The sequence below is a fragment of the Bosea sp. AS-1 genome, from assembly GCF_002220095.1.
Lineage (GTDB): Bacteria > Pseudomonadota > Alphaproteobacteria > Rhizobiales > Beijerinckiaceae > Allobosea.
The window spans coordinates 876,529-901,999 of sequence record NZ_CP022372.1 but is presented as its reverse complement, the minus strand read 5'-3'; the positions used below and the strand labels follow the sequence as shown (position 1 = coordinate 901,999).

Annotated in this window: 23 protein-coding genes; 10 read left to right on the top strand and 13 right to left on the bottom strand. The window is 65.9% G+C overall.

The genetic code is table 11. The features are described 5' to 3' along the window. The first annotated feature begins 19 nt into the window (after positions 1-19). Together CE453_RS05920 and nhaA are read left to right on the top strand one after the other, a co-directional pair. Entirely contained in the window at positions 20-1,174 is a 1,155-nt protein-coding gene (locus tag CE453_RS05920; protein WP_089177734.1) for a Gfo/Idh/MocA family protein, read from the top strand. 175 nt (positions 1,175-1,349) lie between these two features. Then, entirely contained in the window at positions 1,350-3,197 is a 1,848-nt protein-coding gene (gene nhaA, locus CE453_RS05915; protein ID WP_089173741.1) for a Na+/H+ antiporter NhaA, read from the top strand. 22 nt (positions 3,198-3,219) lie between these two features. Here the strand turns inward: nhaA and CE453_RS05910 are convergent, their stop codons facing one another. From CE453_RS05910 to CE453_RS05885, 6 genes are all read right to left on the bottom strand, one after another. Then, entirely contained in the window at positions 3,220-3,990 is a 771-nt protein-coding gene (locus CE453_RS05910; RefSeq protein WP_198302275.1) for an FCD domain-containing protein, read from the bottom strand. Between the two features lie 169 nt (positions 3,991-4,159). Beyond that, a complete protein-coding gene (locus CE453_RS05905; RefSeq protein WP_089173739.1) occupies positions 4,160-5,593 on the bottom strand; it encodes a chlorohydrolase family protein in 1,434 nt (477 codons plus the stop codon). Positions 5,594-5,840: 247 nt separating this feature from the next. Beyond that, positions 5,841-7,124: a cytochrome c gene (locus tag CE453_RS05900; RefSeq protein WP_248307974.1), complete on the bottom strand. Its 1,284-nt coding sequence runs from the start codon at positions 7,122-7,124 to the stop codon at positions 5,841-5,843. A 12-nt stretch (positions 7,125-7,136) separates the two neighbouring features. Next, a complete protein-coding gene (locus tag CE453_RS05895; protein ID WP_089173737.1) occupies positions 7,137-7,679 on the bottom strand; it encodes a (2Fe-2S)-binding protein in 543 nt (180 codons plus the stop codon). Continuing rightward, on the bottom strand, positions 7,676-10,501 hold the full coding sequence (locus CE453_RS05890) for a xanthine dehydrogenase family protein molybdopterin-binding subunit (protein ID WP_089173736.1): 2,826 nt from the start codon (positions 10,499-10,501) through the stop codon (positions 7,676-7,678). Before CE453_RS05890 ends, CE453_RS05895 begins: the two co-directional genes overlap by 4 nt. A gap of 273 nt (positions 10,502-10,774) precedes the next feature. Next, on the bottom strand, positions 10,775-11,161 hold the full coding sequence (locus CE453_RS05885) for a DUF3597 domain-containing protein (protein ID WP_089173735.1): 387 nt from the start codon (positions 11,159-11,161) through the stop codon (positions 10,775-10,777). 472 nt (positions 11,162-11,633) lie between these two features. Here CE453_RS05885 and CE453_RS05880 point away from each other — a divergent pair, with 472 nt between their 5' ends. Continuing rightward, positions 11,634-11,894, top strand: a complete 261-nt coding sequence (locus tag CE453_RS05880; protein ID WP_089177733.1) for an acyl carrier protein — start codon at positions 11,634-11,636, stop codon at positions 11,892-11,894. Further along, on the top strand, positions 11,891-13,111 hold the full coding sequence (locus CE453_RS05875; RefSeq protein WP_089173734.1) for a beta-ketoacyl-[acyl-carrier-protein] synthase family protein: 1,221 nt from the start codon (positions 11,891-11,893) through the stop codon (positions 13,109-13,111). The genes CE453_RS05880 and CE453_RS05875 overlap by 4 nt, the downstream gene beginning before the upstream one ends. 28 nt (positions 13,112-13,139) lie before the next feature. Here the strand turns inward: CE453_RS05875 and CE453_RS05870 are convergent, their stop codons facing one another. Genes CE453_RS05870 through CE453_RS05850 form a run of 5 tightly spaced genes read right to left on the bottom strand, consistent with a single transcriptional unit; the run spans position 13,140 to position 18,967 of the window. Continuing rightward, positions 13,140-14,066 carry a 2-hydroxyacid dehydrogenase gene (locus CE453_RS05870; protein WP_089173733.1) on the bottom strand — a complete coding sequence of 309 codons (927 nt, stop codon included), beginning with the start codon at positions 14,064-14,066 and terminating at the stop codon, positions 13,140-13,142. An 11-nt stretch (positions 14,067-14,077) separates the two neighbouring features. Then, the gene (locus CE453_RS05865; protein ID WP_089173732.1) at positions 14,078-15,406 is read right to left on the bottom strand and encodes an NAD(P)/FAD-dependent oxidoreductase; all 1,329 of its coding nucleotides are present in this window, start codon (positions 15,404-15,406) and stop codon (positions 14,078-14,080) included. A gap of 47 nt (positions 15,407-15,453) precedes the next feature. After that, complete coding sequence (locus CE453_RS05860; protein ID WP_089173731.1) at positions 15,454-16,341, bottom strand: ABC transporter permease; 888 nt, start codon at positions 16,339-16,341, stop codon at positions 15,454-15,456. A 4-nt stretch (positions 16,342-16,345) separates the two neighbouring features. Beyond that, positions 16,346-17,296, bottom strand: coding sequence for an ABC transporter permease (locus CE453_RS05855; RefSeq protein WP_089173730.1), 951 nt, complete (start codon positions 17,294-17,296; stop codon positions 16,346-16,348). A gap of 18 nt (positions 17,297-17,314) precedes the next feature. After that, a complete protein-coding gene (locus tag CE453_RS05850; RefSeq protein ID WP_198302274.1) occupies positions 17,315-18,967 on the bottom strand; it encodes a peptide ABC transporter substrate-binding protein in 1,653 nt (550 codons plus the stop codon). Between the two features lie 205 nt (positions 18,968-19,172). Here CE453_RS05850 and CE453_RS05845 point away from each other — a divergent pair, with 205 nt between their 5' ends. Further along, a complete protein-coding gene (locus CE453_RS05845; protein ID WP_089173728.1) occupies positions 19,173-19,817 on the top strand; it encodes a cupin domain-containing protein in 645 nt (214 codons plus the stop codon). 176 nt (positions 19,818-19,993) lie between these two features. Continuing rightward, entirely contained in the window at positions 19,994-21,178 is a 1,185-nt protein-coding gene (locus CE453_RS05840; protein ID WP_089177732.1) for a MalY/PatB family protein, read from the top strand. A gap of 96 nt (positions 21,179-21,274) precedes the next feature. Here the strand turns inward: CE453_RS05840 and CE453_RS05835 are convergent, their stop codons facing one another. Beyond that, positions 21,275-21,454, bottom strand: coding sequence for a hypothetical protein (locus CE453_RS05835; protein WP_089173727.1), 180 nt, complete (start codon positions 21,452-21,454; stop codon positions 21,275-21,277). A gap of 131 nt (positions 21,455-21,585) precedes the next feature. Then, positions 21,586-22,062 (bottom strand): Lrp/AsnC family transcriptional regulator, encoded by a 477-nt coding sequence (locus CE453_RS05830; RefSeq protein WP_248307973.1) that lies wholly within the window; start codon positions 22,060-22,062, stop codon positions 21,586-21,588. A 117-nt stretch (positions 22,063-22,179) separates the two neighbouring features. On the opposite strand from CE453_RS05830, the gene CE453_RS05825 reads away from it, so the two are divergent. The 4 genes from CE453_RS05825 to CE453_RS05810 all read left to right on the top strand — a co-directional run bounded on the left by CE453_RS05825 (position 22,180) and on the right by CE453_RS05810 (position 25,469). Further along, positions 22,180-23,082: a DMT family transporter gene (locus CE453_RS05825; protein ID WP_089173726.1), complete on the top strand. Its 903-nt coding sequence runs from the start codon at positions 22,180-22,182 to the stop codon at positions 23,080-23,082. A gap of 289 nt (positions 23,083-23,371) precedes the next feature. Then, positions 23,372-24,091: an amino acid ABC transporter permease gene (locus CE453_RS05820; protein ID WP_089173725.1), complete on the top strand. Its 720-nt coding sequence runs from the start codon at positions 23,372-23,374 to the stop codon at positions 24,089-24,091. Beyond that, positions 24,088-24,744, top strand: coding sequence for an amino acid ABC transporter permease (locus tag CE453_RS05815; protein WP_089173724.1), 657 nt, complete (start codon positions 24,088-24,090; stop codon positions 24,742-24,744). Before CE453_RS05820 ends, CE453_RS05815 begins: the two co-directional genes overlap by 4 nt. Next, a complete protein-coding gene (locus CE453_RS05810) occupies positions 24,741-25,469 on the top strand; it encodes an amino acid ABC transporter ATP-binding protein (protein ID WP_089173723.1) in 729 nt (242 codons plus the stop codon). Before CE453_RS05815 ends, CE453_RS05810 begins: the two co-directional genes overlap by 4 nt. Positions 25,470-25,471 lie beyond the last annotated feature (2 nt).

Genomic DNA, 25,471 nt, shown 5'->3' with positions numbered 1-25,471 from the left:
CATCATGACGGACAGGCCGATGAACGACGAAATCCCGCCCCGGTTGCGCTACGCCATGGTCGGCGGCGGTCACGGTGCCTTCATCGGCGCGGTGCACCGCCACGCCATTGCGCTCGACGGGCTGGCGGAACTTGCCGCGGGAGCTCTGTCCGCAACGCCGGAAAAGGCCCTCGCCTCGGGCCGTGCGCTCGGCCTGACCGAGGATAACAACCATCCGAGCTGGCAGGCTCTTCTGGACGCGGAACTGAAGCGCCCACCGGCCGAGCGCGTCGACGCGGTCGTCATCGTCACGCCGACCGACAGCCATTTCCCGATCGCCCAGGCCTTCGCGGCCGCCAGCTTCAACGTCGTCTGCGACAAGCCGCTGGTACATACGAGCGTGCAGGCCGACACGCTCGTGGCGACCGTCGCGGAGCAAGGCGGCGTCTTCGGCGTCACCTATAACTACACCGGCTACCCAATGGTCCGGCAAGCGCGCGAGATGGTGCGCTCCGGCTCACTCGGCGCCACCCGCAAGGTCGTGGTCGAATATAATCAGGGCTGGCTCGCCACCGCTCTTGAGAGCACTGGCAACAAGCAGGCCGGTTGGCGTACCGACCCCGCCCGCAGCGGCATCGCCGGCGCGCTGGGCGACATCGGCTCCCATGCCGAGAACCTGATCTCGACCGTGACGGGCCTGGCCATCGAGGAGCTCGTTGCCGATCTCGGCGCCCTCGTGCCGGGCCGCGCGCTCGATGACGACGCCAGCATGCTGCTGCGCTTCGAGGGTGGTGCACGCGGTGTCCTGGTCGCCTCGCAGATCAATGCCGGGCTCGAAAACGACCTCCGGCTGAGAGTCACCGGCGAGCGCGGCACGCTGGAATGGCGGCAGGAGGAACCGAACCGCCTCGTCCACTACCGCCTTGACGGCCCGACCGAGATCCTGACGCGCGCCTCGCCCTGGCTCGGCGATGCGGCTCGGCGCGCGGTACGGCTGCCTTCCGGCCATCCCGAAGGCTTCATCGAGGCTTTCGCCAACGTCTATCGCGGCATCTTCGCGGACATTCGTGCTCGCCGCGCAGGTGTCACGGCCGATCCACTCGACGCCGATTACCCGACCGTAGCGGACGGTGCACGCGGCGTGCACTTCATCGAACGAGCCGTCGCCTCGTCGGCGGAGCGCCGCTGGCTCTGACATCGAACCCGGGAAGCCTTGCGGTGAACAGGTAGGCCCGATGCGACCGGGCTAGCTTCCCCGGAGCGGCTGACGCGAGCCCTCGCTCTCGCTAGCATGCGCGAGGCATGACTTGCCGGAGAGGCGAGGCGACGGCTTCATGCCATCGCCACAATAGCGAGAAGGGCCACTGGGGATGCCGCAGGCTGCGATTGCCAACCGCCTCGATCGCTCAGTCGACACTGCGGTCGATCACGTCCTCGGCCCGGACCACGCGCAGATCACGCTCGTCGAATATGGCAGCTATGCCTGCCCCTATTGTCGAGCCGCCAATGAGCGCATCGCCGAAGTCCGCGACGAGCTCGGCGAGCGTTTGCGCTATGTCTTCCGCCACCGCCCGCTGACCGGCAGCGAACTCGCGCTGCGCGCCGCCGAACTCGTCGAACGAGCGCGGACGCCCGAACAGTTCTGGGACGCGCACGTCAAGCTGATGACGCGCTCGCAGGTCCTGACCGAGGACGATCTAACAGCGGTCGCCCGCGATCTCGGGCTCGGGGAACTGGATCTGGCGCGAGACGAAGACGCCGGAGAGCTGCAGCGTGCCGCCGCACGGGTCGAGGCCGACATCGTCAGCTCGCATGCCAGCGGCGTGCTCTTCACGCCGACCTTCTTCATCAACGAACGCCGCTATGACGGCCCCTGGGACGAAAGCTCCTTCCTCGACGCGATGCTGGGAACACTCGGCCATCGCTTCCGCGCCGCGGCCCTCGACTTCGCGAGCTGGGGGCCTTCGGCCGGCATCCTGCTGCTGCTGGCGACGATCCTCGCCATCGCTCTGACGAACTCGCCCCTGGGGCCGGCCTTCGAGGCCTTCTGGCATCGCGAGCTGGCGCTTTCCATCGGCGAGACCCGCTTCGGCATGTCGATCCAGCATTGGGTCAATGACGGCCTGCTCACGGTGTTCTTTCTGGTGGTCGGGCTGGAGATCAAGCGCGAATTCACCGTCGGGCACCTCGCCGGACGACGTTCCGCCGCACTGCCGATCGCCGGCGCGATCGGCGGCATGCTGGTCCCTGCCCTTTTCTACATCCTGATCCTGCCCGGCGGTCCCTGGTCGCATGGCTGGGGCATTCCGATGGCGACCGACACTGCCTTCGCCATCGCGATCATCGTGATGATGGGCTCGCGCGTGCCGATCGAGCTGCGCATCTTCCTGACCGCCGCCGCCATCGTCGACGATATCGGGGCGATTGTCGTCGTGGCGCTGTTCTACTCGGGCGAACTGCACCTTGGTTATCTGCTCGGCGCACTCGCCCTGACCGCCGGGCTTGCGGCACTCAACCGGGCGCATGTCTACCGCGTCGCGCCCTATACGCTCATCGGCATCGCGCTTTGGGCCTGCATCTACGCCGGTGGCCTGCATGCGACGTTGGCCGGTGTCCTGCTGGCATTGTTCATTCCGACCCGCCCACCGGCGAACCTCGCCGCCCTGACCGCGCAGGCCAACGCGATCATGCTGGCTGAAGCCGCCCATGGCGGCGAAGTGCTGCGACACGGTCCCTCGACCCCGGCTCTGCGCGCGCTCGACGCAATCCACGACCGTCTGGAATCGCCGGCCGACCGCCTGCTGCGCCATGCCGGTGCCCGCTCAAGCTATCTCGTGCTGCCCCTCTTCGCCCTCGCCAATGCCGGCGTCGCCATCGCGCCCGGCGTCCTCGACGGACGCGGCATGCTGGTGCTGGCGATCATGGCCGGTCTGGTTCTCGGCAAGCCGCTCGGCATGCTGGGCGCCACCGCACTGGCGGTTCGTCTCGGCATCGCCATCAAGCCCGAGGAATACTCCTGGTCGCAGCTCGCCGGCGCGAGCGCTCTTGCCGGCATCGGCTTCACCATGTCGCTCTTCATCGCGGGTCAGGCTTTCGGCGATCCCGGCGATTTCGCCGCGGCCAAGATCGCAGTCTTCACCGCGTCGATCGCTGCCGCCTTGCTCGGCGCGGCCTTGCTCTGGGCGGCCGCGCGAAGGGTTCAACCAACGGGAGACTAGGCAGCGGCACCACCCTTTCCGGTCATTTTCCGCTCTGCCGGGTATCGCGATAGCCGCATACCACCGCGAGGATCCGGTCCATGTGCCGGCGCATCGCCTCCTCGGCTGCGGTCGCGTCGCGCGCCCGGATGGCCTCGGCGATGCGGGGATGATCGAGCGCCATGCTCAGCGTCGTGCCGGTATCGTTGGCAATGTCGTCGAGCAGCTTCGCCAGTGGATCGTGCCGCGGGTCGAGCAGCATCTCCGTCATCACCGCGAGCATCTCGTTGTGAGAGGCCCGCGAGACCAGCTCATGGAAGCCATGAGCGACCGGAACGCTCTCGCTGGTATCGACACAGTCGACGTGGCGCCTTCCTGCCGCAAGAAGCGCATCGATCTCTTCATCCGTCGCGCGCTGCGCCGCCAGCCCCGCCGCTTCGATCTCGACCGCCCGGCGCACATGCAGCAGGTCGATCAGTTGCTGGAGCGAATGGCCGGCGACCGCGGCCGTGACACGTGCGCCATGGCCGGCAAGGCTGCTGCTCCGGATGAGGGCCGAAAGCCGGTCCTCCCCCTCTGGCGTCAGGACACGCCCCCGCTTGCCGAGGGAACGTGTATAGCCGCGCTCGTCAAGCTGTCGCAGATAGCGCCCTGCAGTCGCCTCAGCGACGTCGATGCCCGCTTGTCGGAAGGCCGCGGCGAGACTCAGCGCTCCCGACGGGCCATCCGACGCAGCCAGGAGGCGCAAGGCGATCAGCTGCATCCGCTCGTCCAGCGGAAGCTTCGTATCCGCAGCCGCGTCCTGATCGCTCATGATCGTCCGATCCGCCGTCTGGCGGCGAAGCCCCGCGCTGGCCTCGCGTGGCGGCCTGCAGCAAAGGCATCCCCAAACCATCGTCATGCTGCTTGATAGCCGAAAGCGTCAATCCGCGTGAATTGTCTCCCGGCATGCTGCAGACCGGGAGGACTGCCGCAGGCCCGGTTCAGGGCTTGAACGGCGGGAAGCTCTCCGGCGACAGCTGGTCGATGGTTCGCTTCGCCCAGTCGCCATTGGGCGTGCCGGCCCACATTGCCTCGGCCGCCTCCTGCACCCCGGCGGCGAGCTTCGGCAGGTCGACATCGGGAATATGCCGGTCGCGCATGATCCATTCGCCATCGACGATCGAGCTGTTCAGGTCGTCGGCTTGCGCCGAGTAGACGATATTGCGGATCGGGTCGCGTACCGGTGTCATGAACAGGCTGCGGCCTTCCCAGAGCAGCATGTCGGCCTTGGCGCCCACCGAGATCCGGCCGAGATCGTCGCGACCCAGCGCCTTGGCACCGTTGAGCGTGGCGGCATTGAAGACATCGGCCGCCGTCGCCACCTCGGTGCGCCGGTCGACGATCTTGCTGACGACGGCGGTCCAGCGCAGCGCCTCGATCATGCTCTGCGGGCAGGTGTCGGTGGCGAGCGTCATGTTCACGCCACGCGCGAGATAACGCGCGAAGCTCTCCATCGCGATGCCGCGACGTGCGAAGACCCAGACCGCATGGGCGACGTTGGTGCCGGTATCGGCAAGGATGCCGATATCGTCGGCGTGGTAGTTCGTCCAGGACGAGCCACCGGGCATGATGGCATGGCCGAGGATGACGTCGGGGCCGAGGAAGCCGAGCTTCTGCAGCCATTCGATCGGCGTGCAGCCGTGGCGGCGCGTCATCTCGAGGAATTCCGGCACGGATTGCGAGGTGTGCAGGGCGAGGGGCACCTTCATGGCGGTGGCGGCAGCACGCGTCTTGCGCAGCATCGCCTCCGAGGTGGTATCGACCTGAGCGGGCGTGAGGAAGCCCTTGATACGGCCATTCATCAGGCCGTCATGCTTCTCGATGAACTGCACGGCCTTCTCGAAGCCCGCCTGGCCGTCATCCTCCAGCCAGCTATATTTCACGGTGCGTCCGTCATCGGTGTACCAGCGGCCGGAGCGATGGCCCTGGCCGACATAAGCACGCAGGCCCGCCCCGCCGGCGATCCTGACCGTATCCTCGCCATAACCGCCGATCTCCATGATCGTGGTCGTACCGGTCCGGATCAGCTCCGGGACGGAGAAGGCGATGCAGGCGCGGCGCATATCGTCGGTGATCGAGACGTCGCGCGCGGTCAGAAACTCGAACAGTCCGGATAGATAGAACGCACGCGGTCCGCGATCCTCCACATAGCTCTTGTCGAGCGGCGACTCGGTCAGATGGGCGTGGGTGTTGATGAAGCCCGGCGTAACGATCTTCTCGGGCGCATCGACAACCTCGTCGACCTCGCCGTCGAAGCTTTTGCCGACGTGGATGATCTTGTCGTTTTCCCAGACCACGACGCCGTCGCGAAGATGGCGATGGCCGCCATTCTGGAAGGCGATGACGTGACCGGCCCTGATCATTCTGCGTGCCATGCGGCGTTCCCCTCCTCACTGCGGACCGTCCGGGTCCGCCGCCATGTCTACCTGACAATATCATCATCACTAATGATCAAGGCTGCATGGCGCTTCTGCGCCATCACAGGGATGCGAACCTGACGTGGTCGGAAAGCCCTCGTCTCCCCGGTCGCGCGATCGCGCGACCGCCAAGTCCAGTCTGCCGCACCGGGGCAAGGACGCTGCGATCACCGAGACGACTGAGGGCTCCTCAACGAACCGCCAGTCAGCGCAGCTTGCCGACTTCTTCGGCGGTGACGTTCGGCTGCTGCCCGCCCCAGCGTGCGCGCATCCAGTTCGTCAGATCGGCCAGGGCCTTGTCGTCGACAAGCTCGGTGAAGCCCGGCATCGCCTCCATCCGCTCCAGCCCGGGGAAGCGCTGGGCCGGAATGCCGTGGAGCACGGCCCTGACGAAATTCCGCGGACTCGAAAGCCGCAACGAGGCGTTCGTCGCCAGCGGGACCGCGACATGCGGGATACCTTGCCCCTCGGCGCCGTGGCAGCCTGAGCAGAGATCGAGATAGGTCTTGCGCGCGGCGGTGGCGATGGCGGCTGGGACCTCGACGGGCTTGGGCGCGGGTGGCGTTGCCGATGCCGCGGGCAGCGCGTCGAGATCGAAGAGATAAGCCGACATCGCCCGCAGGTCGTCCTCGGTCATGTGTTGCGTCGAGAAATGCACCACTTCGAACATCTGGTGCGTCATCGAGCCCTGAACCGAGAGCCCGGACTTCATGAAGGCGGCCAGCGTCAGCGGGTCGAAACCCATCCGCGTCAGCCCCTCCTTGGTGATGTCCGGCGCCTCGACGCCCTCGAGCACCGCGCCTTTCAGATAGGCGCCCGAATCCATGCCCTGGAGCAAATTGCGCGGCGTGTGGCATTCGCCGCAATGGGCCAGCGCATCGACGACGACACGGCCCCGGTTCCACAGCTCCGAGCGCTTCGGGTCTGCCTCCAGACCGTTCCGCGGCAGGTTGGCGAGGTTCCAGAAGGTGAGCGACTGCCGGATATTGAACGGAAAGCCAAGCTCGTTCCTGCGGTTCTCGACCGGCATCGGCTCGCGCGTCATGAGATAGGCATAGACGGCATCGACATCCGCCTCGCTCATCCCGCGATAGGAGGCATAGGGCATCGCCGGATAAAGATGGCGCGCGCCCTTGCCGACGCCGTCGCGGACCGCGCGATGGAACTCCGCCCGCGTCCAATTGCCGATGCCGAACCGCTTGTCCGGCGAGATGTTGGTGGCGTAGAGCGTGCCGAAGGGCGTCTCAAACGGCAGCCCCCCAGCCCAAGGAGCCCCGTCCTTGGCCGTATGGCAGGCATAGCAATCGGCTGCAGTGGCGACATAGGCACCGCGTTCGGCGAGCTTCTTCATCTCGCCGGCGCCGAGTGGGTTGTCCACGGCGCGGGATACGACGCTCGTCTCGAAGGCGCCGAGAAACACGCTGCCAACCGCGACGGCTCCGACCAGGATCACCGCCGCGGCAGCGAGCAGGACACTCCGCTTCCTCATCATTCGCCTCCTTCAGCCGCGGAGCAGGCCAGATGTCTTGAGGATGAGGTCGCGCACGGCGGTGTGGTAGCGCACATAGCCGGTGCAGCGGCAGATGTGCTTGTCGAGCGCGTCGGTCACGGCCTGGTCGAGCTCGGCGCGAGGGATCGGCTTGCGCTTGAGCTGGTCGAGGAGAACCGTCGCACCGGTCACGAAGCCCGGCGTGCAGTAGCCGCACTGGAAGGCGAACTGCTCGATGAAGGCCTGCTGGACCGGAGACAGCTTGATCTCGCCATTGGCGCCCTGACTCGCATGGCCCTCGACCGTCACCACCTTCTTGCCGGCGAACCAGTGTGCGCCGGTGATACAGCTGCGCATCTCCCTGAGCGCCCCCGCTTCGCTTTCGACGATGACCGTGCAGGCATGGCAGATGCCCTGGCCGCAGCCCATGCGCGAGCCCGTGAGGTTCAGGTACTCATGCAGGAAATCCTGCATCATCAGGCCTTCTGGCACCTCGATCGGGCCGATGGGCTGGCCATTGACGGTGAGGGAAAGCGGCTTCGTCGCGATCGTCATGACAGGGCCTCGCGAATCTTCTCGGAGGTGATCGGCAACTGGTAGAAGCGCTTGCCGATCGCATGGGTCACCGCGTTGGCGATGGCCGGCACCACGGCGATCATCACCACTTCCGCGATGCCCTTCGGCGGGTCACTCTCCGACAGCGGCGGCAGAACCTCCGCCGTCTGCGACCAGACCGCGACGTCCTTCGCGCGCGGCAGCTCGTAGCGGTTCCAGTTCCAGGTCCCATCCCCGGGGCCGTCCTCGTACAGCGGCAGATACTCCTTGAGCACGTGCCCGATGCCCATGGCGAGGCCGCCCTGGATCTGGCCGGAGACCAGTTCCGGCACGACCTGTCGCCCGCATTCCAGGATCGAATGATGCGACAGCAGGGAGACCGCGCCGGTCGCGGTATCGACCGAGACCTCGGCGAGGGTCGCCATCGGGGCATAGTAGGTGACGCCGGCATTGTTGCGCTGGGTCGGCGGATAATCGACCTTGGCCCGCTCGAGGAAGTGCCAGCCACCGGTCGTCATCAACTGCTTCCGGTCTTCGGAGGCGCCTTCGCCATAACGCAGCGCCAGCGCGTCGATCGCCATCCGCAGACGCCCGCGATCCGGGACGTCGAACTCGGCCTCGGTCCACTGCCAGCGATTGAAGGTGTGCACCGTCACGCCACAGGGCAGGCCGAGCCGATGCGCCTCCGCGGCCACGGCCTCGAAGGCGAGCGGCGGCATGCCGCCCGCATTGACCATGCCGCCTGTCAGCCTGAGATCCTCGCGCCGCACATCATAGGGTGCGAGCGCGCCACCGCCGATCCCGCGCGACCAGAGCGAGCGCGCGGCCGGCCAGAGCGCGAGGTCGAGAAGGATGCGAGCCGCCTCGCGGGTGGCGTGGCCGAGATAGTAAACGCTGTTGGTCGCGCTCATCGGCGAGGTGATGCGCGGCGTCCAGCGCGGATTCAGCTTGCGCCGATCCTCTTCTTCCTGGCTCGTCGTATAAGGCTCGTCCGTGGTCTCGAGCGGCATCTGCGGCCAGCGCACCACGCCGTATTCGGTCTCGTCCGGCACCCGGCCGAGGATTTCCCCGACCATGATCGCCTGCGAGGTGGTGACGCCTGGCCCCATCTCATGGGCGACATGCTGCAGGCTGATCCGGCCCTTCGGATCGAAAGCGATCGAGACCAGCGCGGCTTCAGCGCCCGTGCCGTAATCCTTCTGCACATGGCCGTAACCGACGCCGTATTTCCTGCCCGGATTGGCCGCCTCGAACGCCTTTTTCTTCTGCAGCCGCTCGGCCCAGAGCGGATGCGCGCGGGCCTTGTGCAGCACCTCCTCGTTGCGCAGCGCGCCGGCCGGGATAGCACCCTGGCTGTTCTTCATGCCCGAGCGGAAGACATTGCGCAGCCTGAGCTCGATCGGATCGATCCCGAGCAGTTCCGCCGCCTCGTCCACCATCATCTCGGTGGCCGACATGGTCTGCAGCGTGCCATAGCCGCGGGTGGAACCGCCCTCGACCGCCCGCGAGGCGAAGGCGGCCGCGGAGAAGTCGCTCTGCGGCAAATAGTAGATCGACTGCGCCGCCGTGGCGCCGACGAAGGCGACCGAGAAGGAGTAGTTCGCCCGTCCGCCGCCATCGGTCCGGGAATGGCCGGTCATGATCCGGAACTTGCCCGTGCCGCGATCGACGACCAGCGTGTTGTCCATCCAGAAGGCGTGACGCTTCAGCCCCATCTGGAATTGCTCGAAGCGGTCATTGGCGAGACGCACCGGTCGCCCCTCGCCATAGAGCCCGGCGACGACGCAGAAGAACGGGAAGATGTGATGATCCTTCGTCCCGTAGCCGACCGTGTAGCCGACCTTGAGATCGACCTCTTTCAGCGGGAATTTCGACTTCGACACCAGCTCGGCCGAGACCTCCGCCACCTCATGCGGCGACTGCGAGGCGACCATGAGGTGGAGCACGCCGCTCGCCGCGTCGTACCAGACATTGCCGTTGTCGGCCTCCATCGCCGAGGCATCGATCGACTGTGAGAAATAGCTCCGCTTCAGGACGAGCGCGCCCTCGCCGGCAGCGGCGATGCTTTTCTCGATCTCGGCGGCGGCAGCCATACCCCGCCCCATCGCATCGCCCGGGCTGGCATCGGGCCAGACGACCTTTTCGCCGGCGAACTTGCCGTAGATCGTGCTGTCCTTGAGGGCCGAGTAGCGATCCTCCGCCTCGGGCGTGCCGCCGTCGACGCGGACATAGCGCGCCGCACCGTAATTCGGCGGCTGATTGTAGGGCGTCTGGGCGCCATAGCGGACGACACTGTCGTCGAAGCGGATCTTGCGCTTGGCCGCGTCGTAGCGGGCGAAATCCCGATAGATCAGCAGCGCGACCGGCTGGCCGAGCAGCCGCGGCGTCTCGCCCTTGGGGACGAGGAAGACGTCCCCGAAGAAATCCGGATGAGGCGTGACGATCCCGTCGGCCACGAGATCCTCGTGCAGCACCAGCCGGTCTGGCTTCAGATCCTCACCGAGTGCGGCAAGGTCGAGCCCCTCGAAACTCCGATCCGCCTTGGTCGCGTGGATGAAGAAGGCATGCGACTGCTCCCGCGGCCAACCGGGGAGGTCGACGGCGCGATAGTCGCGCGCGAAGGTCTTGGCACCCGTGACCTTCGCCAGGGCGTCGAGGCGATAGCGTGGCCGCCCTGAAGGGTCGATCCAGTCGGGCCCCGGGCGCGGCGGGGTCTCTACCAACCGTGCGCCCGCCGGGGACGGCAGGAAGGAGACGTTGAGGGCGACACCGGCCGCGGCCCCGGTTCGCAGGAAACTCCTGCGCGAAATACCGGCTCCCATCGCTTGCCTCCAGCCTCCGGCACACTTCGGACTTGGAATGTTTCGAAGAAGAACATCGCATTGTCCGCCGGGCCGTCAACCCGGCATCGGCTCCATCGAGCATCGCCATGCCTTGCGTCCTGCAGGGCAGGCCCGCGCAGTCCATCGGCAAGCATGGCGAGCCCTGCCCGCAACGACAAAAGCCCGCCTCCAGGGCGGGCTTTCTTTCTTGGTGCGATCGAGGTCGCCGCTGCAGCAACTGCGGCAAACGCCTGCGGTGCTGGGCCTTTCGGCTCAGTCGAGCAGATCGGCCGGAACCTTGCCGCCGTTCTCCGAGAGCTTCTTGATGACGGCCTTGTGCAGCCAGATATTCATCGCAGCGGAATCACTGGCGTCGCCGCTATAGCCGAGCTCCGTCGCCAGCGCCTTGCGCGCGGCGAAGCTGCTGTCGATCTTCAGCGCCTTAAGCAGGTCGACGATGGAATGCTTCCAGTCGAGCTTCTGGCCGCTGACGCGCACCGCCTCGTCGAGGATCGCAGTCACGTCGACGGACTGGGACGGAGTGGCCGTCGCGCCCGCAGGGGCAGGAGCGCCGGGGGCGGCCGAACTCGGTGCAGGGGCGACCGTCTCCGCCTTGGCTTCTCCAAAAATGGCTTTCTTAATCGAATCGAAAATACCCATAGCGCTCTCCTTATGCCTATCGCTGAAAATCAAGCGGGCAGCCTGTGAACGCCGGCTGAACGGCTCCGTTCCCGATCGATGAGGGAGATCGGAAAGAAGACCCTGCGCGGCTCGACGCAGGTGCGGAGGCCACAGACCCGACGCCACCTCCCGTGGTTACCATCAAATCACGATGCTTCCGACAGGAAATGTCGCGCGGATCCTTGCAAGACCCATCGCGCCGGATGCGACGAGGCTCCGCCTGCTCGGAATTTCACAAGCGATATCAGGCGGCTCGCAACGAGCCTTGGCATCGTTTGTATCACCTGGGCCGGTCGCCAGGATTGGCATGGAACCTGCGTTTGCGCAGCCCGGGCTTCGGACTGGCGCAGCGCGGCATCGTGTTTCCGCCGCCGAGAACCCCATGCTTCGCAAGCGCAGCAAGATGCGACCGGACCAGAACGACCCGATTGTGTGGACAGGTACAGCTTATATGCAGGACACGTTTGAGGCTGTGAAAGCCATCGTGGCGAGCCAGATCGGCCGCGACCCCTCCGAGATCACCGAGACGACCAGCCTCGAAGAAGCCGGGTACGATTCCCTCGACGTCCTGGAAACGATCTTCGCCATCGAGGAGCGTTTCGACATCCGCGTCCCCTTCGATGCGAACGACCCCAGCGTCAAAGGTCTCAAGACGGTCGGCGACATCGCCCGCATCGTCGGAGAAGCCCTCGGCAGCAGAGCACCGGCGTGAGGCGCGTCGCCATCACCGGCCTGGGCGCGGTTTCGCCAGCCGGTTTGACGATGCCCGCCACCTGGCAACGCGTCGTTGCCGGGGAGACCGCGATCGGGCCATTGGTACTGCCGCGCACGGACAGCCTCCCATGCCCGATCGCCGCGCAGATCCGCGACTTCGATCCGACGGAACATTTTGCGCCGAAGCAGCTCGGGACGCTCGATCGCATCTCGCAATTCGCCGTCGTCGCGGCACGGGAAGCTGTCGCCGATGCAGCGATTCAGCCAGGTGATCCAGCGCTCGCCAAGGCGGACATCGTCATCGGTGTCGGCGTCGGCGGCATGAATACGGTGGATGACAGCTTCTACCGGATCTATGGCGAGCAAGGACGAGGTGTGCACCCTCTCACCATCCCGAAGCTCATGGCCAATGCGCCGGCGAGCCAGATCTCGATGGATCTCGGCCTGCACGGCAACAGCTTTGCCGTCTCGAGCGCCTGCGCCTCGGGAACGCATGCGATCGGGCTGGCCTTCCGGTCCATCCTGCATGGGGATTGCGACATCGCCCTCGCGGGAGGCGCCGAAGCCTGCATCACGAACGGCACGCTGGTGAGCTGGAACGCGCTCAGGATCCTGTCGCGCGACACCTGCCGCCCGTTCTCGCGCAACCGCAGCGGCCTGGTCCTTGGCGAAGGCAGTGCCATCCTCGTCCTGGAGGAATGGGATCGGGCGGTCGCTCGCGGCGCATGCATCTATGCCGAGCTCGCGGGCTTCGGTGCCAATGCCGATGCCGGCGACCTGACCGCGCCGGACCAGAAGGGAGCCGAAGCTGCGATGCGGCGCGCCATGGCGAGCGCCGGCATCGCTCCCGACACGGTCGACTACATCAACGCGCACGGCACTGGGACAGCGCTGAACGACGCCATCGAAAGCAAGGCCATTCGCGCGATCTTTCCGGCAGACGGCCTGCCGCTGGTCTCGTCGACAAAGGGCGTGCTCGGTCACAGCCTGGGTGCCGCAGGCGCCTTCGAGGCCCTGGTGACGGCGCTGGCGCTGCACCACCAGCTCGTGCCCCCCACGGCGAACTGCACGGAACCCGATGAGGAATGCGGCCTCGACGTGGTGCCGGAAGGAGCGCGGCGGACGGTTGTTCGCCACGCGCTCTCGAACTCCTTCGCCTTCGGCGGGTTGAATGCCGTGCTGGCCCTCAGGCGAAGCGCGCAGGCGCCGGCCTGACTCGATCGGCCGCCGCGGCCTATCGTCGTCAATAAGACCGGCTGCGCGAAACGAGCCCCTCGATCGGAAGCCCCCGACGGTGGCGCTCGATGGTTTCGAGCACGAAGGCGGCACCGCTCTCCGGCCGCGTCATGCTGGCGATATGCGGCGTCATCACGATCCGCGGATGCTGCCAGAACGGATGCTCCGGCGCGGGCGGTTCGGGCTCGAGCACATCGATCATCGCGCTCGAGAGCTGCCCGCTCTCCAGCGCAGCGAGCAGGTCGGCCTCGACGAGATGGCCGCCACGTCCGACATTGATCAGGGCCGCGCCCCGCGGCAGCATCCCGAACAGCTTTGCATCGAGAATGCCGCGTGTCGCCTCGGTCAGCGGCAGAAGGCAGATCAGGATGTCCGCCTGCACCAGGAAGGCGGGCAACTCCTCTTGTCCCGTGAAGCAGGCAACGCCCTCGATCTGCCGCGGCGAACGATTCCAGCCGGAGAGGCGAAAGCCGAATGGCCGCAGCATCTCCAGGCTCGCCTGGCCGAGCTGCCCCAAGCCGAGAATGCCGACGCGGCGATCGCTGCCGGCACGAACCTGAATCTCCCGCCATTGCCGCCGGCGCTGCTGGTCGATGTAGTCGGCCATGTCCCGGTGCAGCATCAGCGTGGCCATGCAGGCGAATTCGGCCATGCTCTCGGCGATGCCCGGCTCGAGCATGCGTACCACCGGCAAGTCTGGCGGCAGCGTGTCAAAGTCGAGCTGGTCGACGCCCGCGCCGACCGAGAACAGCATCTTCAGGTTCGGGAAGGTCTCGACGATCCGCTCCGGCGGCTGCCAGAGCAGCAGATATTCGACGGAAGCTGGATCGCCGACATCCGGCCAGATCCGGAACGGCACATCGGGCGCCTGCCGGGCAAAGGCCGCCGCCCATTGTCCTGCCCGCTCGGCACTCGCCTTATAGACGATGGTCACGCTTTCGGCCCTCAGAACAACCCGACCGGAGCCAGCGGGCGGCCGTCGATCAGCCGCTCATAGCTATAGGCGGCGGGATCGACGAGCGGCGTGTCGCCATTGACGATGTCGGCCGCGAGCTTGCCGGCCGCGGGGCCGATGCCGAAGCCATGCCCCGAGAAGCCAGTCGCGAGGAAGAAGCCCTTCACACTGGGAACCGGGGAGATCACAGGCACAGTGTCCGGAGTCGAGTCGATCGTGCCACCCCAGGCCTCGGCGATGCGGATATCCTCGAGTTCGGGATTGCCGGCGATCAGTGCTGCCAGCGCCGAATTGACCAGCTCCATGTCGGGCGCCGGATCCTGCACGCGCACCGCCTCGAAGGGTGAAGGCTGATCGAGGCGCCAGTTGGCGCTGCCCAAGAGTTGCTGGAAGAAGTCGGCGCCCAGCCTCAGCTTCAACCCGGCACGGCGCTGCTTGAAGGTCGGCCAGAAGATCCGGGCGTAGCGCAGGATATCGGGCGTGAGGTTGACCGTGCCGCGCCCGCGCAGGGCGAGCGTGAAGCCCCCGTCGAGCCGGCGGCGGATGCAGTATTCGGTGGTGCCGAGCGCTCCGTCGGTGAATTCGGGCGCCGGCGTGGTTCGACAGGCCGTGGCATCCACCAGCCCGATCGGCAGGTCGATGCCATGACGCCGGCAGAACAGCGACGACCAGGCCCCACCGGCGAGCAGTACGGCCTGGGTGTGGATCGTGCCTTTCTCCGTCACCACGCCGCTGACCGCGCCGCCCGTCATCTCCAACCCGCGCGCCGCGCAGCCCTGATGAATGGTGACTCCGCGCTTGCGGGCGGCCAGCGCCAGCGCAGGCACCGCCATGGAGGGCTCGGCGCGGCCATCGCTCGGCGTGTGCAGGCCGGCGACCCAATCCTGCGCGTTGCCGGGAAGCTTCTCGCGGATCTGGGCCGGAGTGAGCAAGGTCGAGTGGACCTGCAGCTCGCGTGCGATTCCAGCCCAGCGCTCCCAGTCGGCCGCCTCCTTCGGGTCCTTGGTCAGGAACAGCACACCGGTGCGGCGGAAGCCGGTATCGGCTCCAGCCTCCTCCTGCAGCTCCTCCCATAGGCGCAACGCCTCGCGCGCGAGCGGAATTTCGGCGCGCGCCCGCCCCTGCTGGCGGCACCAGCCCCAGTTGCGGCTCGATTGCTCGCCGGCGACATGGCCCTTCTCGACCAGCGCGACGGAAAGACCCTTGCGGGCGAGGTGATAGGAGGCGGATACGCCGATCACGCCACCGCCGATGACCACGACGTCGACGGCCTCCGGTAGGCGCTCGTCGCTGGGAATGCGGTTGACCGGCGGGGACATGGACAAGGCTCCTCGGATATTCGTTGGCGGCCGTCGCGGCGGGAGAATCAGTTGATGTCGAGGCGCGGGTCGAGCGCATCGCGCAGGCCGTCGCCGATGAAGTTGAAGCTGGTCACGGCGAGCGTGATCGCGATGCCGGGCAGAAGAGCGAGCCAAGGCGCGCTGGTCAGGTAGATCTGGGCATTGTTGAGCATATTGCCCCAGCTCGAAGCCGGCGGCTGGATGCCGTAACCGAGGAAGCTGATATAGGATTCGAGCAGGATCGCCTTGGCGACGTTGAGCGTCGCCGCCACCACGATCGGCGCCATGGCGTTGGGCAAGAGACTGCGGAACATGATGTAGAAGTCACTCGCGCCGACCGAGCGAGCGGCCGCCGCGAAGTCGCGCTCGCGCAAGGAACGGATCTGCGCCTCGACAATGCGGGCGACGTTCATCCAGGAGGTCGCCGCGATCAGCAGGGTGGTCGCCAGGATGCCGGGCTCGGTCAGCGCCGCCAGTGCCAGCAGCAGGAAGATCGTCGGGAAGCACAGCACCGCGTCGACGAAGCGCATCAGCGCCGAGCCGAGCCAGCCCCCGTAGAAACCGGCGATGACCCCGACCGCGATACCGATTGCCATCGCGACCGCCATGGCAAGGAAGCCGATCGCGAGCGAGATGCGCCCGCCCATCATCAGCCGGGCGAGGATGTCGCGGCCGAGTTCGTCCGTGCCCAGGACATGCACGCCGGAGAGCGGCGGCGCGAAGCGCTGCAGGATGTCGATATAGGTGTCGTCGAAGGGCAGAAGATAAGGGCCGAGGAACGACCCGAGAGCGAGAATCAGGATCGTGACGGTGCCGGCCATGGCGAGCCGGTGACGGCGAAAGCGCCGCCAGGCCGTGTTCGCAGAGGCGACGGGACCCGGTTCGGTCGAGACGGATGCGGCTGACGTGCTCATCGCCTCACTCCATCCGGATCCGCGGATCGACCACGGCATAGAGCAGATCGGCGATGAGGGAGCCCAGCATGACCATCGCGGCCGAAAGCATGAGGATGCCCATCACCACGGGGTAGTCGCGATAGGCGATCGAATCGAGGAAAAGGCGGCCCATGCCGGGCCAGGTGAACACGGTCTCCGCCACCAGCGCGCCGCCGAGCAGCGTCGGGAACTGCAGGCCGGCGACGGTGATCATCGGCAGAAGCGCGTTCCGCAGCGCGTGCCGTGACAGGATGCTCCATTCCGGCAGGCCCTTGGCGCGGGCGGTGCGGATATAGTCCTGGCCGATGACGTCGAGCATCGAGGAGCGCATGAAACGTGCCCAGATCGCCATCTCGACCAGCGCCAGCACCAGCGCCGGAGCGATCAGGTGATGCAGCAGGTCGAGCAAGGAATCGTCGCCGACCGTGTGGCGGTTGCCCGCCGGCAGCCAGCCGAGCGTGACCGAGAAGATGTAGATCGCAACCAAGCCGAACCAGAAGGTCGGAATCGAGAGAGCGATCATCGCGCCGACGGTGGCGAGGGTGTCGAACAGCGAGTAGCGCCGGATAGCGCCGAGAATGCCGATCCAGCAGCCGAGCAGGCAGGCAATCAGCGTCGCCGTCGCCATCAGCTCGAAAGTCGCCCGCAGATGTGACCCGATGACGGCGAGCACAGCACTGCCGTCGCGGTAGGATGTGCCCCAATCGCCCTGCAGCATCCGCCAGAGCCAGTCGGCGTACTGGATCGGCAGAGGTCGATCAAGACCGAGCTGGTGCGAGATCCGCGCGATATCCTCCGGCGACATCTGCGAGGACAGAGCGAACTGGGACAGCGGTCCGCCCGGCGCCAGATGCAGGATGGCGAAGCCGAGCATCGAGACGATGAGCAGGAGCACCAGCGCCTGCCCCAGCCGGCGAATCAGATAGGGAAGCATCGCGCGACTCGCCGGCCGTCAGGCCCAGTACCACTCCCTCATGTTCCAGCAATTGGAGGATGTGTTGATGTTGGGTGCGAAGCCTTGCAGCCCGTCCTTGGTGCCCTCGGCGATGACCGACTGGAACAGCGGCAGGATCGCGAGATCGTCGCGGACCAGCTTCTGCAGCGCGCCATAGGTCTTCTTGCGCGCGGCAAGGTCGAACTGCGCCGCCCCTTCCGCCAGCAGCCGGTCGGCCTCCTTGTTCTGGTACTGATAGGTGTTGTAGCCGCGTCCGCCCTTGGCCGGGATCGCGCCCGAGCCGAAGCGCGGTGTCACGTCGGGATCGCTGCCCAGCATGAAGTTGACGCCGACGATCACCGACTGGAACTTCGACTGCTGCCAGAAGTCGCCCCAGATCACGGCGGCGGGCATGTTGCTGATGCGCAGCGAAGCACCGATCGCCTTCCAGTCCTGCATCAGCAATTGCTGCGTCTGCTCGCGCACCGCATTGCCGCTGGTGGTCGAATTGCTGAATTCCAGCTTGACCCCGTTCTTCTCGCGAATGCCGCCGGAGCCGCGCTTCCAGCCGGCCGCGTCGAGCATGGTGTTGGCCTTCGCCGGATCATAAGCGTGAGCCGGCAGCTCCTTGTTGAAGGCCCAGGCCTGCTGCGGCACGAAGGATTCCGTCGGCGTCGGCAGCCCGTAATTGAGCGCGTCGATCAGCCCCTTCTTATTGATGGCGAGATACAGCGCCTCCCGCACCGACCGATCGGCGAGCGGCCCGAATTCGAGATTGGGCGCGATATGCTCGATCGAGGCCATCGGCGAAACCGAGACCTTGCGGCCCGGCAGGGTCTTGGCTTCCTTGACGAAGTTCGGCAGCACGCCCTGGATGCCGGTATAGTCGATCTGGCCGGTGCGAAACTGGGTGTAGAGTACCGTCAGGTCGGGAACGTATTTGAAGACGATGCGCTCCAGGAAGGGGCCGCGCCCATGATAGCTCTTGTTGGCGAGGAGCTGGATATGGTCGCCGGGCACGCGCTCGCCCCAGCGGAATGGGCCGGTGCCGATCGGCGCGTTGTTGAAGGGAGAAGCGTTGGGGTCGGACGCCTTCTCCAGCGCGTGCTTGGGCACGATGAAGAACAGCGACAGGATCGACATGTAGGGTGAGTAGGCGCTTTCCATGCGCCAGTGGATCTCGTCCGGCGCGACCACCTTGATGTCGTGGACGAGGCTGTGACCGACACGATTGCGGGCACGGAACGCGGTGTTGTTGATCAGATCGATGCTGAACTTGACGTCCTCGGCTGTGAAGGGCGTGCCATCATGCCATTTGGCGTCGTTGCGCAGCTTGATCTTCCAGGTCAGGCCATCAGCGGAGAGACCGCCATTCTCGACGGTGGGCACTTCCTTGGCGAGGTCCGGCTGGAAGCGGCCTTCCGGGTCGATGTACCAAAGCGTGCTGAAAAGCTGCCACCAGACGCCTTGATCGACCTCGATGCCGGGCATCAGCGGATGAAAGACGGTTGGCTCCTGCGACAGACCGGCGACGACCTGCCCCTTCGGTTCCGAAGGGGGCTGGGCCGCCCGCAACGACGACGGCAGGCCGATGCCGGCGGCCAATCCCACACCCATAGCCAGAGCGCCGCGGCGCGTGGGACCCGTGACTCCAGAATGCCCCTGGGACATGATGCGTTTCCTCCCCGCAAGCCTGCTCTTCGCGGCGTGCTCCATTCGTCGCCCAAAGGGCGGAGTTTCAATCCCTCTAACTTTTGTTAAGCTGACTTCAACATGGCTAAAAATGCCTGTCAATCGCGACCGTGCTCCCGCTGGTGACACGCCAGCGACGACGGGTTGTGCTAGGCGACACGGGAAACAGGCAGAGAGGCGATCGATGAGCAGGAACGCCGCGGGAACGGAAGGGCAGGAAAAGGCAGCGGGCGAGGCGATCGTGCTGCCCGAGGACGCCGAGCACCGGCTTGGCGAAACCGTCCGCCTTCTGCGCCAGCGCGCAGGCCTCTCGATCCAGGATCTGGCGCAGCGCACGGGGCTGTCCACCGGCATGATCAGCCAGCTGGAACGGGCGCTCGCCTCACCGTCGATCCGCAGCCTGCGGCTGCTCAGCGTCGCCCTCAGCGTGCCGATTTCCTACTTCTTCGAGCCGCACGCTCCCGATCCGTCGTCGGAATACATCGTGCGTCGAAATGACAGGCGCCTCCTTCGCCTCACGGCAAGCGGAGTGCTGAAGGAGTCGTTGACGCCGGCCCAGGGCGGAGCGCTCGAGATCTACGAGCTGACCTTGAATCCGGGCGCCTCCTCAGGGGCCGACTTCTTCCAGCATGTCGGGGAGAAGGCCGTCTACGTTCTCTCCGGCCGGATCCGGATCTGGCTCGATCACGAACCCCATATGCTGGATGAAGGGGACAGCGTCTGTTTCCCCAGCACCCTGCCCCACATGTTCGACAATCCCGAACAGGCAGTGGCTCGCGTGATCTGGGTTACGACCCTGCATTCGGGCGCGCCGGCCAGAGACGGCTGAACCGGTTCGCCGGCCGTCCGCCTCCGTCTGTTCAGTCCGCGGCAAACCCGTTCGATCCCGGTATCGCCGCGGGAAATGCCGACCAGCGCATGCCGGTCATCGATCCATATCGGCTGCCCTCCCGGAAGCGGAGCTGCTATGGCAGCACGCGAAAGCCGGCAAACTGCGGGAACGCCATGCACACTCCTCCGAATTTCTCAGAGCGGATCGAACGCCGCGGCACCCACTCCGCCAAATGGGACATGATGGAGCCGATCTACGGCGTGCCGTCGGACGGCGGCATCGCGATGTGGGTTGCCGACATGGACTTCCGTCCCCCGGCCTGCGTGCAGGCTGCCCTGGACGCGATGACAGCCCATGGCGTCTACGGCTATTTCGGAGACGATCGCGCCTATGTCGATGCCATTCGCTGGTGGATGCAGAACCGGCATGGCTGGGAGGTCTCGCCGGCCGCGATCTTCACGACGCACGGCCTCGTCAATGGCACGGCGCTCTGCGTCGACGCCTTCACCGCCCCGGGCGATGGCGTCGTCCTGATGACACCTGTCTATCACGCCTTCGCACGCATCGTCGCCGCGGCCGGGAGAGAGGTCGTCGAATGCCCCCTCGCCATGGCTGACGGCCGTTACGTCCTCGACATTCCCGGTTGGGATGCACGGATGCGCGGCACCGAGCGCATGCTCATCCTCTGCTCGCCCCACAATCCGGGCGGGCGCGTCTGGTCGCGGGAGGAGCTGCGGGAGATCGCGGCTTTCTGCAAGCGCCACGACCTCATCCTGGTCTCCGACGAGATTCACCACGACCTCGTCATGCCTGGCCACCGGCATCTGGCCATGCCGGTCGCGGCTCCAGAGATCCTGGATCGCCTGGTCATGATGACGGCAACGACCAAAACCTTCAACATCGCCGGCACCCATATCGGCAACGTCATCATCCCCGACGAGGCGTTGCGGGCCCGCTTCCGCCGGCGCATGGACGCTCTCGGCATCTCGCCGAATTCCTTCGGCATCGCGACCGCGACCGCAGCCTACAGCCCGGAAGGCGCAACCTGGGTCGACGCGCTGAACGGCTATGTCGATGCCAATCGCCGCCTCTTCGACGAGGGCGTGAACGCCATTCCCGGTCTGCGCTCCATGCCGCTCGAAGCGACCTATCTCGCCTGGGTGGACTTCACGGGGACGGGCATGGAGCCGGCTGAATTCACGGCACGGGTGCAGAAGCAGGCCCGTATCGCGGTCAACCACGGCCCGACCTTCGGCAAAGGCGGCGAGGGCTTCCTGCGATTCAACATCGCCACCCAGCGCGATGTCGTCGTCGAGGCCATCGACCGGCTGAAGAGCGCCTTCGCCGATCTGCAATAACAACGCCGGGCCGCGCGCACAGATCGAAGACGAGGCAAGCGCCGATAAGCCGGCGCTTGCCTCAAGGAACGAGTGTGCTGCCGTCCTGCGCGGAAACTAGTTCAGGGCCACGATCAGGAAGGTCGACAGGATCGCGGCCGACAGGGCCATGATCGAGAAGAGAACCACCTGGAAAAGCCCCGTGCTGAACAGGGTGCAAGCCGCCACGGCCGCTACCACCGCCAGGAGGACGATGGTGAGGATCGTCTTGTTTCGCGTCGTCTCGGATAAGGTCATGCCCGCCCTCTTTCGTCGAGCGACGTGTAGCGGGCCAGCCGAAGGCGTCTTTGCGCTGGATCAAAGACCGCGAGCCACCCAAGCTGAAACAGGCCCGTGCCGCGACACTCTGGCGTTGGATTGGCCCCCGACTACCGCCCCACGGTCGGACCCACGACCTGCCTCATCGAAATATAGGTATGATACTCGGCGACGTTGGGATCGTCGTGGAAGACTTCTCGCGCGAACTCGGCATAGGCGGCCATGCTCTCGACCTGCAGGTGCAGGACGAAGTCGGCGCCTCCGGTCACGTAGGATGCTTGCTTGACCTCGGGCCGGGCCTGGAGTTTCCGGCCGAAGTCCGCATAGGTCCGTGAGCCCTGGATGATCGAAACGAGGACATGCACGGTTACCGGCACGCCCATGACTTCCGGGTCCACCACGGAAATGTCGGCCGTGATGATTTTCTCGGCGCGAAGCCGGCGCAGCCGCCGCAATACGGCGCTCTGCGAGAGTCCCACGCGCTCGGCGAGCACGCGGGCCGGCGTCTGGTTGTCGATCTGCATCTCCCTCAGCAGCGCGTGATCGAAGCTGTCCAGCTCGACTGATTTTGCCACGAACCGCTCCAATTTCGACCGACTTCCTCTCTTGTTAGCTGATTTGGGCGAAAACCGTTACGCGTTCTCGGACAGGATTCCCGTCGCTGAATTCGACCGCCGCATTCTTTCGCGGCAAGGCGCGTGGGAATGTCGAGCAACCGGGTCACCACCGCCGAGGCCCGCAAATCCGGGCTCGGCCAGATCCTTCTCATGGTCACGGCCTGCGGCTGGGGCCTGAACTGGACCGTGCTCAAATTCGTCCTGCAGGACTGGCCGCCGCTGTTTGCACGCGGCAGCGCCGGGCTGCTCGGCGCCATCGGCCTCGCCGCCGTGGCGCATCTGCGCGGCGAGCGCCTGTCGATCCCGCCAGGAGCGGGTGCGTCGCTGGCCTTGGCTGCCGGGATCAATGTCTTCGCCTGGATGGGTTTCACGGCGCTGTCCTTGAACTGGCTCAAGGTGTCGGAGGGTGCGCTGATCGCCTATTCGATGCCGATATGGGCGATGCTGATCGCTTGGCCGCTGCGTCGACAGCGGCCCGGAGCGCGAAGCCTGCTCGCGCTGACCCTGGGCATTGCCGGTATCGCGATACTGATGGGCGGGCCGGACTTCGACGCCGGCAAGGCACCCGGGATTCTCTTCGGGCTCGCGGCCGCGATCCTGTTTGCCCTGGGCACGGTTCGGGGAAGCCGGCCGGCACCGATGCCGTTCATCGCGCTGACGGCCTGGCAGGTCGCGCTCGGCTGCTTGCCGATGGTCTTCCTCGGTCTGTTGCTGGAGCGGCCGCATATCCTGGCCTTGTCGCCGCCCGGCATGCTGGGTCTCGCCTACATGGCGGCAGGCCCCATGGCGATCTGTTACCTGACCTGGTTCGGAGCTCTCCAACGGCTACCGATATCGGTCGCAGCCACGGCGATGCTGCTCGTGCCCATCATCGGAACGGTTTCGGCCGTTCCGATCCTCGGTGACACCTTGGAAGCGCGCGAGATCGTCGCGATCACGCTGACCCTGATGGGGGTCGGGCTCGCCCTGCGGACCAAAACGACGTGCTAGAATGGCAGCCGGGTCGAGATCAGCTTTCTCGCCACCGGCACAGCTGCCGGCGCAGTGCTTTCATTATAGCGGACAATCCGACGCTTCAGACAAGAGCCCTCAAGCAGCGGCAGAATAAAATTATTACCACAACTCCCCCAAATGAGAAATTTTCCGCTATCGATGCGCCGAGACAGAGATTTTAAATTTCCATCCTCGGCCGGAAACCGGATTGACAAGCGCGCCGAGCGATGGGCCAATTCCGATATAACGGAACGGCACGCAACACGATTGCCATGGGTGGGGCCGGATGAATTACCGCTGGGACTGGTCGGTCCTGATACGGGAGCCATTTGTCGACTGGCTGTGGAGCGGCCTGGCCCTGACCTTGGCGATCAGCCTCATGAGCTGGGCCGTGGCGCTGACGATCGGCATCGTCGTCGGCGTTGCCCGCAGCGCCCCCTCGCGCACGACGAGGTTGCTGGCCGGCATCTATATCGACGTGTTCCGCAGCGTGCCGCCGCTCGTTCAGCTCTTCCTCTGGTATTTCGTCCTCCCCGAGGTTGTCCCCGACGGTATCGGCCTCTGGCTGAAGCGCGATCTGCCTTATCCGGAGATCGTCACTGCGGTGATCGCGATTGGCCTGTTTGCCGGCTCGCGCGTGGCCGAGCAGGTGCGCGCCGGCATCGAAGCCGTCGGCGCACCGCTTTTGCCGGCGGCGCTTGCGACCGGCCTGCGACCGATGCAGGCCTATCGGTTGATCGCGCTGCCGCTGGGCTTGCGCGCCATCGTCGGACCCCTGACTTCCGAATTCCTGATCACGATCAAGTTGTCGTCGCTCAGCCTGACGATCGGCGTGCTCGAGCTGACCGCCCAGAGCCGCCACGTCGAGAACTACACCTTCCAGGGCTTCGAGGCCTTCACCTTCGCGACGATCGGCTATCTGGTCATCGGCCTGTGCGCGACCGGGCTGATGCGTCTCATCGATAATCGGATCGGCGGGGCCGCGTTGCGAAAGGCCACGGCGTGAGCGATTTCGACTGGGGCGTCATCGCCCGCTCGTCCGGCTTCCTCGCCGAAGGCATGGCGCTCAGCGCGCTGCTGGTCCTGGTCGCGACGATAGGCGGCCTCATCGTCGGTTTCGGGCTGGCGCTGATGCGGCTGTCCACGCATCGGCTGATCTCTGGCCCGGCAGCGGCCTACGTCACGGTAATGCGCTCGTTGCCGCTGGTGCTGGTGCTGTTCTGGTTCTATTTCCTGATGCCGCTCGCGATCGGTAGGCCGGTCGGTTCCCTCACCTCGGCCCTGATCGCCTTCGTCTTGTTCGAAGCGGCCTTCTATTGCGAGATCATTCGCGCCGGCATCGGCAGCGTCCGCAAGGGACAGAGCGACGCGGGGCTGGCGACCGGCCTGCGCCGCTGGCAGGTGTTGCGGCTGATCGTGATGCCGCAGGCGATGCGCGCGATGGGTCCGCTGATCCTCAACCAGATCGTGATCGTCTTTCAGGACACCTCCCTGGTCTATGTCGTGTCGCTGCACGACTTCCTCACTGCCGCAAGTGTCGTCGCCTCGCGCGACGGGCGTGCGACCGAGATGTATTCGCTGGTCGCCGTCGTCTATCTGGTGATCTGCCTCTCCATCACGAAGCTCGCCGAGTTCTACAGGAGAAGGCGCCCGTCATGATCGTTCTCGACGACGTGCACAAATTCTACGGTTCGCAGCAGATCCTGCGCGGCTGTTCGGCCAGGATCAGCCTGGGCGAAGTCGTGGTGGTCTGCGGCCCCTCGGGCTCCGGCAAGAGCACGCTGATCAAATGCATCAACGGACTGGTACCGTTCGAGCGCGGCACGATCACGGTCGACGGCGTCTCGGTCTCCTCGCCGAAGACCGATCTGCCGGCCCTGCGTGCGCGGATCGGCATGGTCTTCCAGAGTTTCGAGCTCTATCCGCACATGACCGCGCTGCAGAATGTCAGCCTGGCGCAGGTCCATGTGCTCAAGCGCTCGCAGAAGGAAGCCGACGAGCGCTCCGAGAAGATTCTGACGCGGGTCGGTCTCGGCGGCAAGCTCGGCAACCGCCCGGCCCAGCTCTCGGGCGGGCAGCAGCAGCGCGTCTCGATCGCACGGGCCCTCGCGATGAACCCGCAGGCGATGCTCTTCGACGAACCGACCTCGGCGCTCGATCCGGAGATGATCAACGAGGTCCTGGAGGTCATGCAGGAACTCGCGGTCGAGGGCATGACCATGATCGTCGTCACCCATGAGATGGGCTTTGCCCAGCGTGTCGCGAACCGCGTCCTGTTCATGGATCGCGGCGAGATCGTCGAGGACACGCCCAAGGAACAGTTTTTCACGGCACCCTCGTCGGAGCGGGCGAAGCAATTCCTCAACCAGGTCCTCACGCACTGAAC

What these genes read in the sequence shown, in the direction of transcription:
- CE453_RS05850 (WP_198302274.1), bottom strand. Translation starts at nt 18,967, where the DNA reads ATGTCCCAGGGGCATTCTGGAGTCACGGGTCCCACGCGCCGCGGCGCT.
- CE453_RS05855 (WP_089173730.1), bottom strand. Translation starts at nt 17,296, where the DNA reads ATGCTTCCCTATCTGATTCGCCGGCTGGGGCAGGCGCTGGTGCTCCTG.
- CE453_RS05895 (WP_089173737.1), bottom strand. Translation starts at nt 7,679, where the DNA reads ATGACGATCGCGACGAAGCCGCTTTCCCTCACCGTCAATGGCCAGCCC.
- CE453_RS05825 (WP_089173726.1), top strand. Translation starts at nt 22,180, where the DNA reads ATGTCGAGCAACCGGGTCACCACCGCCGAGGCCCGCAAATCCGGGCTC.
- CE453_RS05860 (WP_089173731.1), bottom strand. Translation starts at nt 16,341, where the DNA reads ATGAGCACGTCAGCCGCATCCGTCTCGACCGAACCGGGTCCCGTCGCC.
- CE453_RS05810 (WP_089173723.1), top strand. Translation starts at nt 24,741, where the DNA reads ATGATCGTTCTCGACGACGTGCACAAATTCTACGGTTCGCAGCAGATC.
- CE453_RS05880 (WP_089177733.1), top strand. Translation starts at nt 11,634, where the DNA reads ATGCAGGACACGTTTGAGGCTGTGAAAGCCATCGTGGCGAGCCAGATC.
- CE453_RS05845 (WP_089173728.1), top strand. Translation starts at nt 19,173, where the DNA reads ATGAGCAGGAACGCCGCGGGAACGGAAGGGCAGGAAAAGGCAGCGGGC.
- CE453_RS05885 (WP_089173735.1), bottom strand. Translation starts at nt 11,161, where the DNA reads ATGGGTATTTTCGATTCGATTAAGAAAGCCATTTTTGGAGAAGCCAAG.
- CE453_RS05890 (WP_089173736.1), bottom strand. Translation starts at nt 10,501, where the DNA reads ATGGGAGCCGGTATTTCGCGCAGGAGTTTCCTGCGAACCGGGGCCGCG.
- CE453_RS05920 (WP_089177734.1), top strand. Translation starts at nt 20, where the DNA reads ATGAACGACGAAATCCCGCCCCGGTTGCGCTACGCCATGGTCGGCGGC.
- CE453_RS05900 (WP_248307974.1), bottom strand. Translation starts at nt 7,124, where the DNA reads ATGAGGAAGCGGAGTGTCCTGCTCGCTGCCGCGGCGGTGATCCTGGTC.
- nhaA (WP_089173741.1), top strand. Translation starts at nt 1,350, where the DNA reads ATGCCGCAGGCTGCGATTGCCAACCGCCTCGATCGCTCAGTCGACACT.
- CE453_RS05835 (WP_089173727.1), bottom strand. Translation starts at nt 21,454, where the DNA reads ATGACCTTATCCGAGACGACGCGAAACAAGACGATCCTCACCATCGTC.
- CE453_RS05840 (WP_089177732.1), top strand. Translation starts at nt 19,994, where the DNA reads ATGCACACTCCTCCGAATTTCTCAGAGCGGATCGAACGCCGCGGCACC.
- CE453_RS05910 (WP_198302275.1), bottom strand. Translation starts at nt 3,990, where the DNA reads ATGAGCGATCAGGACGCGGCTGCGGATACGAAGCTTCCGCTGGACGAG.
- CE453_RS05820 (WP_089173725.1), top strand. Translation starts at nt 23,372, where the DNA reads ATGAATTACCGCTGGGACTGGTCGGTCCTGATACGGGAGCCATTTGTC.
- CE453_RS05865 (WP_089173732.1), bottom strand. Translation starts at nt 15,406, where the DNA reads ATGTCCCCGCCGGTCAACCGCATTCCCAGCGACGAGCGCCTACCGGAG.
- CE453_RS05905 (WP_089173739.1), bottom strand. Translation starts at nt 5,593, where the DNA reads ATGGCACGCAGAATGATCAGGGCCGGTCACGTCATCGCCTTCCAGAAT.